The 12,988-nt window shown below is 63.9% G+C and carries 14 protein-coding genes; 4 read left to right on the forward strand and 10 right to left on the reverse strand.

What is annotated here, in order from left to right; translation table 11 throughout:
* Positions 1-5 precede the first annotated feature (5 nt).
* Together RFA01S_RS05685 and RFA01S_RS05690 are read right to left on the reverse strand one after the other, a co-directional pair.
* On the reverse strand, positions 6-770 hold the full coding sequence (locus tag RFA01S_RS05685) for a class I SAM-dependent methyltransferase (protein ID WP_072692005.1): 765 nt from the start codon (positions 768-770) through the stop codon (positions 6-8).
* A complete protein-coding gene (locus RFA01S_RS05690; protein ID WP_027498420.1) occupies positions 767-1,327 on the reverse strand; it encodes a carboxymuconolactone decarboxylase family protein in 561 nt (186 codons plus the stop codon). Before RFA01S_RS05690 ends, RFA01S_RS05685 begins: the two co-directional genes overlap by 4 nt.
* Before the next feature lie 111 nt (positions 1,328-1,438).
* Between RFA01S_RS05690 and RFA01S_RS05695 the strand changes: the two genes are divergently transcribed.
* Positions 1,439-2,362: an ABC transporter substrate-binding protein gene (locus RFA01S_RS05695; RefSeq protein ID WP_371829093.1), complete on the forward strand. Its 924-nt coding sequence runs from the start codon at positions 1,439-1,441 to the stop codon at positions 2,360-2,362.
* A 7-nt stretch (positions 2,363-2,369) separates the two neighbouring features.
* On the opposite strand, the gene RFA01S_RS05700 is transcribed toward RFA01S_RS05695, so the two are convergent.
* The 6 genes from RFA01S_RS05700 to urtA all read right to left on the reverse strand — a co-directional run bounded on the left by RFA01S_RS05700 (position 2,370) and on the right by urtA (position 7,884).
* Positions 2,370-3,038: a GntR family transcriptional regulator gene (locus RFA01S_RS05700; RefSeq protein WP_032406497.1), complete on the reverse strand. Its 669-nt coding sequence runs from the start codon at positions 3,036-3,038 to the stop codon at positions 2,370-2,372.
* Between the two features lie 11 nt (positions 3,039-3,049).
* The gene (urtE, locus tag RFA01S_RS05705) at positions 3,050-3,742 is read right to left on the reverse strand and encodes an urea ABC transporter ATP-binding subunit UrtE (protein ID WP_032373723.1); all 693 of its coding nucleotides are present in this window, start codon (positions 3,740-3,742) and stop codon (positions 3,050-3,052) included.
* On the reverse strand, positions 3,735-4,565 hold the full coding sequence (gene urtD, locus RFA01S_RS05710) for an urea ABC transporter ATP-binding protein UrtD (RefSeq protein WP_027498416.1): 831 nt from the start codon (positions 4,563-4,565) through the stop codon (positions 3,735-3,737). The genes urtE and urtD overlap by 8 nt, the downstream gene beginning before the upstream one ends.
* Positions 4,562-5,653: an urea ABC transporter permease subunit UrtC gene (urtC, locus tag RFA01S_RS05715; protein WP_027498415.1), complete on the reverse strand. Its 1,092-nt coding sequence runs from the start codon at positions 5,651-5,653 to the stop codon at positions 4,562-4,564. Before urtC ends, urtD begins: the two co-directional genes overlap by 4 nt.
* Entirely contained in the window at positions 5,650-6,534 is an 885-nt protein-coding gene (gene urtB, locus RFA01S_RS05720) for an urea ABC transporter permease subunit UrtB (protein ID WP_027498414.1), read from the reverse strand. Before urtB ends, urtC begins: the two co-directional genes overlap by 4 nt.
* Positions 6,535-6,606: 72 nt before the next feature.
* Positions 6,607-7,884: an urea ABC transporter substrate-binding protein gene (urtA, locus tag RFA01S_RS05725; RefSeq protein ID WP_032369802.1), complete on the reverse strand. Its 1,278-nt coding sequence runs from the start codon at positions 7,882-7,884 to the stop codon at positions 6,607-6,609.
* A gap of 181 nt (positions 7,885-8,065) precedes the next feature.
* Here urtA and RFA01S_RS05730 point away from each other — a divergent pair, with 181 nt between their 5' ends.
* From RFA01S_RS05730 to RFA01S_RS05740, 3 genes are all read left to right on the forward strand, one after another.
* On the forward strand, positions 8,066-8,278 hold the full coding sequence (locus RFA01S_RS05730; RefSeq protein ID WP_032406496.1) for a helix-turn-helix transcriptional regulator: 213 nt from the start codon (positions 8,066-8,068) through the stop codon (positions 8,276-8,278).
* Entirely contained in the window at positions 8,275-8,796 is a 522-nt protein-coding gene (locus tag RFA01S_RS05735; RefSeq protein WP_032406495.1) for a hypothetical protein, read from the forward strand. Before RFA01S_RS05730 ends, RFA01S_RS05735 begins: the two co-directional genes overlap by 4 nt.
* A gap of 331 nt (positions 8,797-9,127) precedes the next feature.
* Positions 9,128-9,448, forward strand: a complete 321-nt coding sequence (locus RFA01S_RS05740; RefSeq protein WP_162182872.1) for a hypothetical protein — start codon at positions 9,128-9,130, stop codon at positions 9,446-9,448.
* 128 nt (positions 9,449-9,576) lie between these two features.
* On the opposite strand, the gene RFA01S_RS05745 is transcribed toward RFA01S_RS05740, so the two are convergent.
* Both RFA01S_RS05745 and RFA01S_RS05750 read right to left on the reverse strand, forming a co-directional pair.
* Entirely contained in the window at positions 9,577-11,514 is a 1,938-nt protein-coding gene (locus tag RFA01S_RS05745) for a primary-amine oxidase (RefSeq protein ID WP_032406493.1), read from the reverse strand.
* Positions 11,511-12,950, reverse strand: a complete 1,440-nt coding sequence (locus RFA01S_RS05750) for a gamma-aminobutyraldehyde dehydrogenase (protein WP_032406492.1) — start codon at positions 12,948-12,950, stop codon at positions 11,511-11,513. Before RFA01S_RS05750 ends, RFA01S_RS05745 begins: the two co-directional genes overlap by 4 nt.
* Between the last annotated feature and the right edge of the window lie 38 nt (positions 12,951-12,988).

Below are 12,988 nucleotides of genomic sequence, written 5' to 3' on the forward strand. Positions count from 1 at the left end.
TAGCGCTAATTCTTGGTGGCACTGACGAATTGGGCGAGACCGCGGATGTCCTGCTCGATGTCGGTCATGCCCGCAGCGGCGAACATCTCGGTGAACTGCCCCTTCGGGAACATGCGTACCCCGACGGCGGCAGATCCCAGGCCGACGACGGTACGCAGCGGTGCCAGGCCCAGTTGACAGCTGGTCATGATGGCGATGCGTCCACCCGGTCGCAGGACGCGGATGAGCTCGTCGACCACCTGCAGTGGATGTGGCACGAGATACAGTGCGGCATAACAGCATACGGCGTCGAATGTCGCATCGGCGTACGGGAGTTCGGCCGCATCGCCGCGAACGTATGCCGCACGCGGCCCCCGATTGTCGCGCACTGCGCGAGCGATCATGGCCTCGGAGATATCGAAGCCGACGGCGATACCGTCCTCGGTCAGCTGCTCCGACAGGAACCTGGTGAAGTTGCCGGGGCCGCAGGCGACGTCCAGGACTCGCTGTGGCCCGTGTAACCGCAAGTCGGCGACGGCCTTGGCGCGTTCGGCGGACATGGGCAGCCCGCCGATTCCCATCATCGATACGCCGAACGGTCGCCAGATGTTCTCGTAGATCGCCGCGACACCGCGGTTGTTCATCGCTCGGCTGGCCATCGTCGGATTGGGGGCCTTGGCGTCGTCCATGAGTTCGACGTAGTCGCCGTCGATCCGGGCGCTCGTGCGGACCGACTCCGGTTCGATCATCGCCAGAGCGCGGCGCAGTGCAGTCTCGGGTGTCTCGTTCATCGTCGTGGCGGCCGGTCGCCGTAGTCGCGTTCGACGCGGAGGGTGCCCAGTGTGGTTGCGAGCCCGTCGTATTGGGTGACCAGCAAGACGAATTCGATGAGGCGACGTTCGTCGAACTGGGTCGCCAGTTCGGACCACGTGGCGTCGGTGAGCGTCTTGGTCTCGATCAGCTCGTCGACGGCAGTGAGGATGGTGCGGTAGCGAGTCGACAGCCCAGGGGCGTGCGGGCCGGTCATGATCAGCTCGAGCAGGTCTCGGTCGATGCCGGCTCGACGGCCCAGGCGAATGTGGTGGTCCATCTCGTATGCGGATTCGCGCAGGTGCGCCACCCGGAGAATCACCATTTCCGATTCCTTGCGGGAGATCTTTCCGCCCGGCATCAGATGGCCGCTGTAGAACAGCCACGCCCGGTACAGGCCGCCGGTTCGACCGAGAGTGGTGAACAGGTGGGGGTTGGGTACTCCCGCGCCCTTTGCGATGACCTTGCAGATGACCCAGTTGACGGGGCCGAGAGTGCGGGCGGTACCGGACGGAATGCGAGGAGTGGTCACGATCACATCTTACCGACTGGTAGCTCCGCCGTCCGGGGACGCGGTTCGCAACGCCTTGCAGGGTAGGCTAACCTCTTTTGTGTCTCGCATTGTTCTACCCGGAGGTCCCTCGAAGTGGTGCAGTTCAAGCTCGGTCTGACAGCGTTGGCCATCACCGCGCTCGCGGTGGCGGCAGGAGCGACGGCATGCTCGTCGGCCGATACCGCCGACGGGTCCGCCGGCGAAGCGACTCGAACGGTCGAGACCGTTCGAGGCTCGATCGACGTTCCCGACAATCCTCTGCGGGTCGTCACCCTGGAACCGGTGGAACTCGACACCACGGTCGCGCTCGGCATCGTGCCCGTCGGCACGGCGGTGCTCAGCGAAACCGCCGGTGTGCCGCCCTATCTCGGTACGGAAGCGGCCGGCATCGCCACGGTCGGCACCGTGGCCGAACCGACCATCGAGGACATCGCGGCCGCGCAACCCGACCTCATTCTCGGGACGGAGACTCGGCACGCGCAGTACTACGACCAACTCTCCGCCATCGCGCCGACGGTGTTCATCGCCTCCCAGTCCGATCCGTGGCGCGACAGTGTCCGATTCGTCGGGCGCGTTCTCGGCAAGGAGGCGAAGGCAGAGGAACTGCTCACCGCATACGACGACCGGTGCGCCGAGATCGCCGAAGAGCACGACACCGCCGGGAAGACAGCGCAACTGATCAGGCCGCGCAGTGGTGAGCTGACCCTGTACGGGCCGTCGTCGTTCGCCGGAAGCACGCTCGAATGCGCCGGATTCACCACCCCGCCGCGGCCGGAATGGGCCGACGAGATCTCGGTCGACCTCTCGCCCGAGCTCGCGGCTCAGGCGGCAGCGGACCTAATCGTCGTCACCGCCGACAACCCGTCGGACCCCGCCGCCATCCCGTCGTCGATCACCGACAACGCTGCGACACTGCCCAATCCGCATGCGGTGGACCTGTCGTACTGGATCACCGGCGTCGGGCCCATGGGCGGACAGACCGTGCTCGACGACATCGATCGTATTCTGTCGGATGCCTAGTGACGCGTCAGATTCGGACCGCGCCGGCCAGTGCCGCGGCCTGACGGGCGCGCTCGACCACTCGGTCGCGGGACGAATCGATATGTGCGACAAGCGTATCCAGCGCCGTGTCCAGCTGCCCGGCCAGTAGGTGCTCGACGATCGCGAGATGTTCATCGATCGCCGAGACCACGGCCGAGGCGTCGAGACCACCGAGAATACGCACGGGCCGCACCTTGGCGTTGACGGCGCACAGGGCCTCGGTCAGAGCCGCATTGCCCGACGCGGCCGACAACGCGACATGGAACTGCTCGTCCATGGCGACCATGTCGTCGGTGGTCTCCGGTGGGTGCGCACGCAACCCGGCCCACGTCACCGCCAACGCCGACAAGGCCGCCCGATCGAAGGACTGCGGCGTCGAGCGAGTGATTCCGCGGGACTCGAGAGTCGACCGCAGTTCGTACAGATCCGGTAGGTCGCCGAGCCGGGGACGATAGGGATGCAGACCGGCCTCGTCGCGCACGACCAGACCGTCGGCTTGCAGACGTGCCAGCGCCTCCCGCACAGGAGTGCGCGAGACGCCGTACAGCTCGGCGAGACGCTCCTCGCCGAGCCGTTCCGTGGAGCCGATCGCACCGGAGATCAGATCCCGGCGCAGTGACGAATAGACCTTCTCGCGAAGGTCCTTGCGCGGCACGATAAGCCCGGTCAGATCGCCATGGCTGCGCGCACGTCGGCTTCGGAATCGGATCCGCCCACACCGGTGGACGTGATCCGGCCGGCCTCGAGAATGTAGTACTTCTGGGCAGATTCCAATGCGAAGCCGATGTGCTGCTCCACCAACAGCACTCCGAGACCGCCGCGGCGGGTGAGCTCGATGACGGTGCGCTCGATCTCGGCGACGACAGACGGCTGAATGCCCTCGGTCGGCTCGTCGAGAATCAGCATCCGCGGTTCGGTGATCAAGGCTCTTGCGATGGCGAGCTGTTGGCGCTGGCCGCCGGACAGCAGGCCGGCTCTGCGATTCAGCAATTCCTTCAGCGCCGGAAAGAGGTCGAGTGCCTCGTCGATCAGTGCCTTGCCGCGCTTGCGCCCGTCGGCCACCACCTGCAGGTTCTCCGCTGTCGTCAACTGACCGAACGACTGCTGGCCCTGTGGCACGTAGGCCAGTCCGCGGGCGACGCGGGCGCTGGGCCGCAACGCACTGACGTCCTCACCGTCGAACATGACCTTGCCCGAGTTCACTTTCAACAGCCCGACCGCCGCGCGCAGCAGCGTCGTCTTGCCCGCACCGTTGTGGCCCATCACCGCCGCGACACCGTCGGCGGGAACCGTCAGCGACGCACCGTGAACGACCTCGCTGCGGCCGTAACCTGTTCTGACGTCGACCAGTTCAAGCATGATCGGCTCCCTCTTCTGCGATGTGCTCGAGTTCCTCGCCCGCCGCGGCGGTGCCGAGGTAGACCTGCTGAACCTTCGGATCGGCCTGCACCTCGGCCACGGTGCCCTCGGCCAGAACGCGTCCGGCCGCCAGTACTGTCACCGAGGTCGCGAACATCCGCATGAAGTCCATGTCGTGCTCCACCACCACCACGGTCCGTTCACCGCCGATGCGTTGCAGCAGCTGGCCCGTCTCCTCACGTTCCTCGTGGCTCATGCCGGCGACCGGCTCGTCTAGCAGAAGCACATCGGCGTTCTGCACCAACAACATTCCGATCTCGAGCCACTGCTTCTGGCCGTGCGCCAGAATTCCTGCGGCCTTGTCTCTCTGGGCCGTCAGACCGATCGTCTCGAGGGCCTCCTCGATCTGCGGCAGAACCGATGCCCGACGGCGCAACATCGTCAGTACCGACCGGCCGGACCCGGCGGCGATATCCAGGTTCTGCAATACCGTCAGATTCTCGAAGATGCTGGCCGTCTGAAAGGTTCGACCGATACCGAGCCGGGCGATCTGATGCACCTTCTTGCCCAGCAGTTCCACTCCGGACTTGGTGACCGAGCCGGTGGCCGGAACGAGACCGGTGATGGCGTCGATCAGCGTGGTCTTGCCGGCTCCGTTCGGGCCGATGAGGAAGCGAAGATCGCCCTGCATCAGCGTCAGATCGACGTTGGTGTTGGCCTTGAAGCCGTCGAAACTGACTGTCAGATCACGGACTTCGAGGTACTGACTGGACATGCCGGCGTTGCCGCCGAACGTGGGCTGCGGGCCTTCGACATGGATCATCGTGCGAGCTCTTTCTCTGGTTCCGCGCTGGCCTCGGGGACCGATTCGGGCTCCTTCTTTCGCTTGCGCAGTGCGAAGAGTCCGGCGATGCCGGCGGGGAAGAATCCGACGACCACGACGAACAGCAGGCCCTGCGCATACGTCCAACCGGACGGGAACTGCTCGGACAGCGTGGTCTGCGCCCACGCGACTCCGAGCGCGCCGAGAACCGGGCCGAGCAGGGTGGTGCGGCCGCCGATGGCGACGCCGATGAGAAACGCGATGGACGGAACGATGCCGACGTCGTTGGGGGAGATGATGCCGACGATCGGGACGAACAGCGCACCGGCGAGACCGGCGAAGAACGCTGCGGCGACGTACGCGACGATCTTGACGTTCGCCGGGTCGTAGCCGAGGAAGCGCACTCGCTCTTCCTGATCGCGGACGGCGACCAGTAGTTCGCCGTAGCGCGAGTACATCAGCTGGCGCGTGATGGCGACGACGACGAGCAGTACGCCGGCAGCGATGAAGAACAGCATCTGCTTGTTGGCGGGGTCGTTGAGGTTGAACCCGAAGAACGTGCGGAACCTGTTGAGCCCGTTGGATCCACCGGTGGTCTGCTGTCCGATGAGCAGGATCGCGAAGGCGGCGGCCAGTGCCTGACTGAGGATCGCGAAGTACGCGCCCTTGACGCGACGCTTGAACACGCCGAGGCCGAGCACCAGCGCCACCAGTGCCGGCACGAACAGGATGCCCAGAATCGTCGTGATGGGCGAGGTGAACGGCAGCCAGTACGAGGGCAATTCACGGATACCGGCGATGGACATGAAGTCCGGTACCGCGTCGCCCCGCAGATCGGCGTCGGAAATCTTCAGATGCATGGCCATGATGTAGGCACCGATGCCGAAGAAGACACCCTGGCCGAGGGTCAGCATTCCGCCTCGGCCCCAGGCCAATCCGATACCGACGGCCACAATTGCGTAGCAGATGAACTTGCCCAGCAGATTCAACCGGAAGTCGCTGAGGACGGCGGGAGCCACAGCGAACAACAGGATTGCGGCGAGCGCGAAACCCAGCAGAGCGCCGCGCTTGGCGATGAACTCGCTCATACCAGGCTCCTTGTCTTGACGGCGAACAAGCCCTGTGGGCGGGCCTGCAGGAAGATCACGATGAGGACGAACACGATGACCTTGGCGATCGAGGCCGTGGTGCTGTATTCGATGAACGAGTTGAGGATTCCGAGGGCGAAGGCGGCGATCACCGCGCCCTTGATCTGGCCGAGTCCACCGACGACGACCACCAGGAAGGCGTCGATCAGATAGCTCTGTCCCACAGTGGAACTCGTGGATCCGATCAGAGTCAGTGCCACGCCCGCGACACCCGCCAAACCGGAGCCGAGGAAGAACGTCGAGATGTCGGTCCGGCGGCTCGAGATGCCCGACGTTTCCGCGAGATCGCGGTTCTGCACCACCGCGCGGATGCGTCGACCCATGGCGGTCTTCTTCAGCGCGATCGACAGTGCGACAACGGCGACGACCGCCAGCACCAGAATGAAGATTCGGGTCTTGGGCACCACGGCACCGAGGATGTCGACGCCGCCGCTCAGCCATTCCGGCGAGACGACGTTGACCGCCGGGGCACCGAAGATGTCACGAGCGAGCTGCTGCAGGATGAGCCCGACGCCGAACGTGACGAGCAGGGTGTCCAGTGGACGGTGGTACATGCGCTGGATCAGCGTCACCTCGAGCAGCACACCCATTGCGCCGCCGACGAGGAAGCCGACGATGAGCGAGATGAACAGTGATGCGCCGCCGGTCGAGACGATCTGCTGCACTACGTAAGCCGTGTACGAGCCGGCCATGATGAACTCGCCGTGTGCCATGTTGATGACGCCCATCTGACCGAACGTCAGTGAGAGCCCGAGGGCGGCGAGCAAGAGAATGGATCCGATCGACAGGCCGGTGAACAACTGTCCGATCACGACGTCCATGGGGGAGCTCCTTCGGAGCATGTGAGTGGAACTTCGTAGCAGGCTACGAAGTTCCACTCACATGGGTGGTGGTCAGTTGAGGTCGGAGGCCCAGTCGTAGGTCTCGAGGAACGGGTCGGGAGCGATGGCCTCGGGGGACTCCCACACCGTGTAGATCAAGCCGTCGGGCCGGATCTCACCGATGCGGGCGGTCTTGGAGATGTGGTGGTTGTCGCCGTCGATGACGACCTCGCCCTCGGGAGCGGCGAAGCTGACACCGTCGGCTGCGGCCTGAATGTCGGCCACCGCGAACGAATTTGCCTTCTCGACGGTGTTCTTCCACAGGTATACCGAGGTGTACGCGGCTTCCATGGGGTCCGAGGTGGGCTTGTCGGCACCGTACTTCGCCTTGTAGTCGGCGACGAACTTGGTGTTCTCCGGGCTGTCGACGGTCTGGTAGTAGTTCCAGGCAGTCAGCTGGCCCGCGATGTTCGCGGCTCCGATGCCCGCCACCTCTTCCTCGGCGATGGACACCGAGATGACCGGCATGTCAGCAGCTTTCAGGCCGGCGTTGGTGTACTCACGGAAGAATGCAACGTTGGAATCACCGTTGAGCGTGTTGAACACGGCATCGGCGTCGGCGGAGCGCACCTTGTTGACGATGGTGGAGAAGTCCGTCGAACCGAGCGGGGTGTAATCCTCGCCCTTTATCTCGATACCGTTGGCGGCCGCATACGCCTTGATCTCGCGGTTGGCGGTCTGCGGGAACACGTAGTCGCTGCCCACCAGGTAGAGGGACTTGACGCCCTTCTCCTTCAGGTAGTCCAGGGCCGGGATGATCTGCTGGTTGGTGGTGGCTCCGGTGTAGAAGATGTTCTTCGACGCCTCGAGGCCCTCGTACTGCACGGGGTAGTAGAGGAGTGCGTCGTTGTCCTCGAACACCGGCAGCATCGCCTTGCGCGACGATGACGTCCAGCCACCGAAAACTGCTGCGACACAGTCGCTGCTGATGAGTTTCTCGGCCTTCTCGGCGAACACGGTCGGCTCGGATGCGCCGTCCTCTGCGACGACCTCGATCTGCTTTCCGTTGACGCCACCGGCCGCGTTGATCTGCTCGACGGCCAGTGCGATCGAATCACGCACTGTCACTTCGCTGATCGCCATCGTGCCGGACAGGGAGTTGAGCGAGCCGACCTTGATGGTGTCACCGGAGGTGTCCACACACGAGGTGGACGAGCCTCCGCCGCCCTCGGCGGTGGTGGTGTCGCTCGCCTTGCTACCGCAGGCAGTGGCAACCAGGCTCAATGCAGCCAGTGCTGCGGGAACGACCATGACGCGCTTGACGGACATGCGCTTCGAGACAGCAGGCATCTACGGCCCTTTCGGAAAGTGTGTATACGGAGATGTATTCGCGATTGCGAACAGTAAAGGCAACTTATTGCGTTGGTATTTTCTGCGGTGACGAGTCTGTTTCTCGCGTTACGAGTAGGTAAAGGCGAGCGAATGACAAGACTGCTTGACATTTCATGACAAGCAGAGTTGACTTCTTGTCATGCCCGGATCCAACAACGTTCGCGCGCATCGCAAACAGGCACGCATCACGCAGGCCGAACTCGGCACCATCTGTGGAGTCAGCCGGCAGAGCATCGTCTCCGTCGAGGGCGGCGACTACGCACCGAGCGTGTACCTGGCACTGCGACTGGCCCGAGCACTCGACACGACAGTCGAAACACTGTTCGGCGAAGACGAAGGGAAACGAACATGAGCGCATTCACCAAAGCTGCCCGCTTCGTGGGAGACCTGGACGACGACTTCTACGCCGACGAACTACAACGCGACATCTGGAATGAGGCCTCGGCCGTCGGATTCCAATCCCTGCTGTGGATCGGAATGATCGTCGGCGCTGTACTGCCCTTCGCGGCGGGTGTCACCGGGGCCTGGGTGGCATTGGGAATCTTCGTGGCTCTGACGGCCGTCGCGAACGTGGTGTTGGCATACGCCCGCGCGCGGGGGATCGACATGTACACCTCGCAGGAACTCCGGCGCGCTCGAATCGCATTGGCGGGCGTGCTGCTTTTTCTCACCGGCGGCGGCGCAATGATTCGTCTGCTTGCTCATTACGGTGGCGGTGACCTCGGGTCTGTCGCGATCGGAGCCGCAATAGGTGCACCCGTGGGCCTGGCTGCCGTAGTCGTGGGTGTGAAGATGCATCAGCTCCGGCAGCGAAAGGCCGAGCATGCTGCGGAGCTGGCCGAGCAGCGGGCTTTCGATACGGACGAATGAATTGGGTCTCGAATGTGTCGCACGATCTGTTACAGGGTGCAAGGATGCGTAAAGGCTTCGGTTGGACCGTCTCCGTTTCGCAGATTTGCAGGCCGGAGGGTATGTTCTGACCGATGACATCGCGATTTCCCGGTGTTGCGGCTGTAGGGGTGCTGTTCGGCGGCGGTTTCGGTAACGCGGACGGATGCACGTTCGATGTAAAGGGAGGCTCGGGTGGACGGCGATGACGACGTGTAATACCAATCCGTCCTCCGTCGCGCCACGAAGTAACAACGAGACCGTGTCGGGCGTCCACCTTCCGGTGGAGCATGCAAACAGGGAAGTCGAGACCGTGCGCAGAGAAAAGAGCTACCTCAGACTCGTAGGGTCGAGCACTCCCACGATCGAGGTTCTGGGCGGCCCCAGAACCATCACCGTCGATGTGGACAACGTTTTTCCGGGTCAGGTATGCGAGGTCCTGCACAACGGCATGCTGTCGCTGAGCCCACGCGTCGTTGTGGAAGACAACGCGACAAGCATCTCCATCACCACGTTCGCGCTCAAGCCGGGTGAGTACAACGTCTCGCTGCGTCTGGACGGACGCCTGGATTGCGTCACCGAATCGCAGACTGCTGTCGTCGGCGAGCAGTTCGAGGTCCGACGTAGTTCGTAGGCCGGACACAGCTCCTAGGCGGGACGCAAGGCCCGGTCATTTCAACACAGCGAAGCGGCGCGTAGCTCAGGTGAGCTACGCGCCGCTTCGCTTCGTTGTCGGTCCTCGCTGCCGTCAGGTCGCGCCAGTCAGTGACAGGTGCTGCCGGGATCGGTGTGGCAGTGCTTCGGCTCCGATGGTGCGACGTCGAGCGAGGGGTTGCGGTCGAAGAAGCCGAAAGGCTTGAGCCAGAACGAGACGGTGTCGGACGGCATCACCGGCCAGTCCTCGGGCCTGGTGATGTGATGGATGCCGAAGGTGTACCAGACCACCACATCGGTGTTCTCGATCGAACGGTTCTTCTCGGTCCACTCGGGGAGGCCATGGTCGACGCCACTCTGATTGACGAACTCGCCACTGGGCCAACGCTCGTCGGGTGAATTGGGCGTGACCCATACGGTGTGACCGATCACCTGGGAACGCTGGAAGATCGGCGACGCCGGATCGAACATCGCCGGAATCGCCGAGCCGGGCACCAACTTGTACGCGGGCCGGGTGCCGAGACCGTTGGTGACGTTGTCGTTGACCACCTTCCATGCCTTCTGCGTGTTCCAGTCGTAATCCTGCTTGCCCTCGGACTCGGTGGTGAGCGGGGTGTTCACTTGCGTCAGGGCCAGGCCGTACGGATTGTCGGGACCCATCGGAACCATTTGGGTCTGGCTGGAATAGACGGTGTTCTCGGTGCCGTCGATGTCCAGATCGAGCCGGGCGACCAGGAAGTGCTGGTGGTACGGCGCATACGTGCGATTGTCGATCAGCGTGCCCGACGGATGGGTGCCGCCCTCCTCGAAGTGGGTGACGACCATGATGCCGGTGGCGCGCACCTCGCACTCGATGTTGCCGTCCTGATAGAAGCACCAGTAGACGAGATACTCGTAGTTGGCGACGGTGGCGTGGAAGCTGACGGTGAGACGGCGCATCCGACGCACCTCTGCCCCGGCGTCGTGATCGACGTGCTTCCACAGCACCGCGTTGTCTTCCTCGTGGATGCAGATCGCGTTGGTGATCGTGTACGGCTCGCCTTTGCTGTTGTGCAGCACGGCATCGAGGTACCGGATCTCACCGAGGCAATCGCAGCCGAGCTCGAGCGAGGTGGTCATGAAGCCCAGGCCCCACTCGCCGATGTCGAATGCGGTGCGCCGATAGTGGTCCTCGGTGTGGTCACGATACGGAACGACCATCTCCGCGAACGACATTCGGTTCGCGACGGATCGCGTGTTCCCGTTGTCGTCGTAGGTGACCGCGTGCAGCGTCATGCCCTCGCGGTAGTTGAACCCCACACGCAGCGACCAGTTCTGCCACGTCAGCTTGTTGCCGTCCAGCTCGAACGACGGGCCGTCCGGCTGGGTGATCTCGAGCGGCTTCAGCGGCGGACGGCTGCTGGCGTTACGGATGCGCTCCGGAATATGGCGGGGTACATACTCGCCCATGATCTCCGGCCGCTCGACGCGGTAGGTGTCCTCGATTTCGAGCAGTTCCATCGTGTTGGCGTCGATGACGCAGTGGAAGCCGCCCACCGGCCCCGCGTACGGATTGGCACCCTCTGCGGCTTTGACCCACGTGTCGGACCAGCCCAGGCGTCGACCCTTGTACTTCTCGGGCGTCACCGCCTCGCCGTACGTCCAGGTGTCCATGAACACCAGATCGAGATCGGTGATCCCGCGATCGGCAAGCGCGGCAATCACATCGGGGTGTGCACGCAGCGCCGCGTCGGCCTCTTCCCACTCGTCGACGGTGAAGTTGGGCTGCACGTCCGGGATGTGGGTCCAGGATTCGGTGCTCCTGTTGTCCAGTGACACCACGGCTTTGAACGTGCTGTTCTCGGCGCGGTTCAACACCACCGAGACTGCGCGACGGGCGGGGACGGTACCGTCCGCATCGAACGCGGCGACCTCGGACTTGGACGGTTCGATCATCTCGATCGAGGCGAATCGCCACCCGTCGCCGACACCGTGTTCCCGGCCCAGAACCTCGGCGACGGTAGAGAATTCGTCGCTCGAGAGTGGGTCCAGGGGATGGAATGTCATGCGATGGTCTCCGTCGAGCTCATCACGTGCTTGATGCGGGTGTAATCGTCCACGCCGTAGGCCGAGAGGTCCTTGCCGTAACCGGAGTACTTGAAGCCGCCGTGCGGCATCTCGGCCACCAACGGGATGTGGCAGTTGACCCAGACGGCACCGAAGTCCAGAGCCGCCGAAATGCGAAGCGTGCGAGCATGATCGGACGTCCAGACGCTCGACGCGAGACCGAAGTCGACGTCGTTGGCCAGCTCGATCGCCTCTGCCTCGTCGGAGAATTTCTGCACCGTCAGCACGGGGCCGAACGTCTCCTCCTGCACGATGGGATCGGCTTGCTGCACGCCCGTGATGATCGTGGGCTCGTAGAAGAATCCCTTGTCGCCGATGCGCTTTCCGCCGGTGACGATGGTGGCGTGCGCGCCGATACCGTCGACCTTGGAGCTGACCTGGCCGAAGTGGTTGACGTTGTTCAACGGGCCGAGGAAGGTGTCGGGGTCGTCGGGCAATCCGACCTTCAGTGTCTTCGCCTTGGCGACGAGTGCGTCGACGAGCGAGTCGTGTACCGACTCGTGTACCAACACGCGAGTGACCGCCGTGCAGTCCTGGCCGGCGTTGAAGAACGCGGCCTCGGCGATGCCGTCGGCGGCCTTGGTGATGTCGACGTCGTCGAACACGATGGCCGGTGCCTTGCCGCCCAGTTCGAGGTGCGCGCGCTTGAGCTGCTTGGCAGCGGCGACGGCGACGGCGATGCCTGCCCGCACCGAACCGGTGATCGAGACCAGGCCGGGCGTCTTGTGTTCGACGATGGCTGCGCCGGTGCCGCCGTTGCCGAGCACGATGTTCAGCACGCCGTCGGGGACGATGCCCTTCGACAATTTCGCCAGCACCAGGGTGCTCTCGGGGGTGGTGTCGCTCGGCTTGAGAACGACGGTGTTGCCGGCCGCGAGGGCAGGCCCGATCTTCCAGATCGCCATCATGAACGGGTAGTTCCATGGAGTCACCTGCCCCACGACGCCGATCGGCTCGCGGCGTACGTACGAGGTGAACCCGTCCATGTACTCGCCGGCCGACTTGCCTTCGAGCATCCGAGCAGCCCCGGCGAAGAACCGAATCTGATCTGCTCCGACGGTGACTTCCTCGGCGGCGATGGTGGCCTTCGGCTGACCGGTGTTGCGACTCTGCGCCTCGACGATCTCGTCGCTGTGGGCCTCGATGGCATCGGCGAGCTTCAGCAGTACCTTCTGCCGCTCACTCGGAGTCGTCTTGCCCCAGGTCTCGAACGCTTTGGCGGCAGCCGACATTGCGGCGTCGACATCGGCAGCATCGGAAATCGGCGCTCGAGCGACCACCGACTCGTCCACCGGACTGACGACATCGAGCATCTCGGTACCGGAGGGCGTCACGAATGCCCCGTCGATGTAGTTCTGCAGGACAGGCACCGTCATCACAACCCCTAGCGTCGACTATTTCGGTTCTGCAAAGC

The sequence above is a fragment of the Rhodococcoides fascians NBRC 12155 = LMG 3623 genome, from assembly GCF_001894785.1.
GTDB classification, from domain to species: domain Bacteria; phylum Actinomycetota; class Actinomycetes; order Mycobacteriales; family Mycobacteriaceae; genus Rhodococcoides; species Rhodococcoides fascians.

Coding starts and splice junctions, on each gene's coding strand:
- RFA01S_RS05685 (WP_072692005.1), bottom strand. CDS start 770: ATGAACGAGACACCCGAGACTGCACTGCGCCGCGCTCTGGCGATGATC.
- urtE (WP_032373723.1), bottom strand. CDS start 3,742: ATGCTTGAACTGGTCGACGTCAGAACAGGTTACGGCCGCAGCGAGGTC.
- urtD (WP_027498416.1), bottom strand. CDS start 4,565: ATGATCCATGTCGAAGGCCCGCAGCCCACGTTCGGCGGCAACGCCGGC.
- urtC (WP_027498415.1), bottom strand. CDS start 5,653: ATGAGCGAGTTCATCGCCAAGCGCGGCGCTCTGCTGGGTTTCGCGCTC.
- urtB (WP_027498414.1), bottom strand. CDS start 6,534: ATGGACGTCGTGATCGGACAGTTGTTCACCGGCCTGTCGATCGGATCC.
- urtA (WP_032369802.1), bottom strand. CDS start 7,884: ATGCCTGCTGTCTCGAAGCGCATGTCCGTCAAGCGCGTCATGGTCGTT.
- RFA01S_RS05730 (WP_032406496.1), top strand. CDS start 8,066: ATGCCCGGATCCAACAACGTTCGCGCGCATCGCAAACAGGCACGCATC.
- RFA01S_RS05735 (WP_032406495.1), top strand. CDS start 8,275: ATGAGCGCATTCACCAAAGCTGCCCGCTTCGTGGGAGACCTGGACGAC.
- RFA01S_RS05745 (WP_032406493.1), bottom strand. CDS start 11,514: ATGACATTCCATCCCCTGGACCCACTCTCGAGCGACGAATTCTCTACC.
- RFA01S_RS05750 (WP_032406492.1), bottom strand. CDS start 12,950: ATGACGGTGCCTGTCCTGCAGAACTACATCGACGGGGCATTCGTGACG.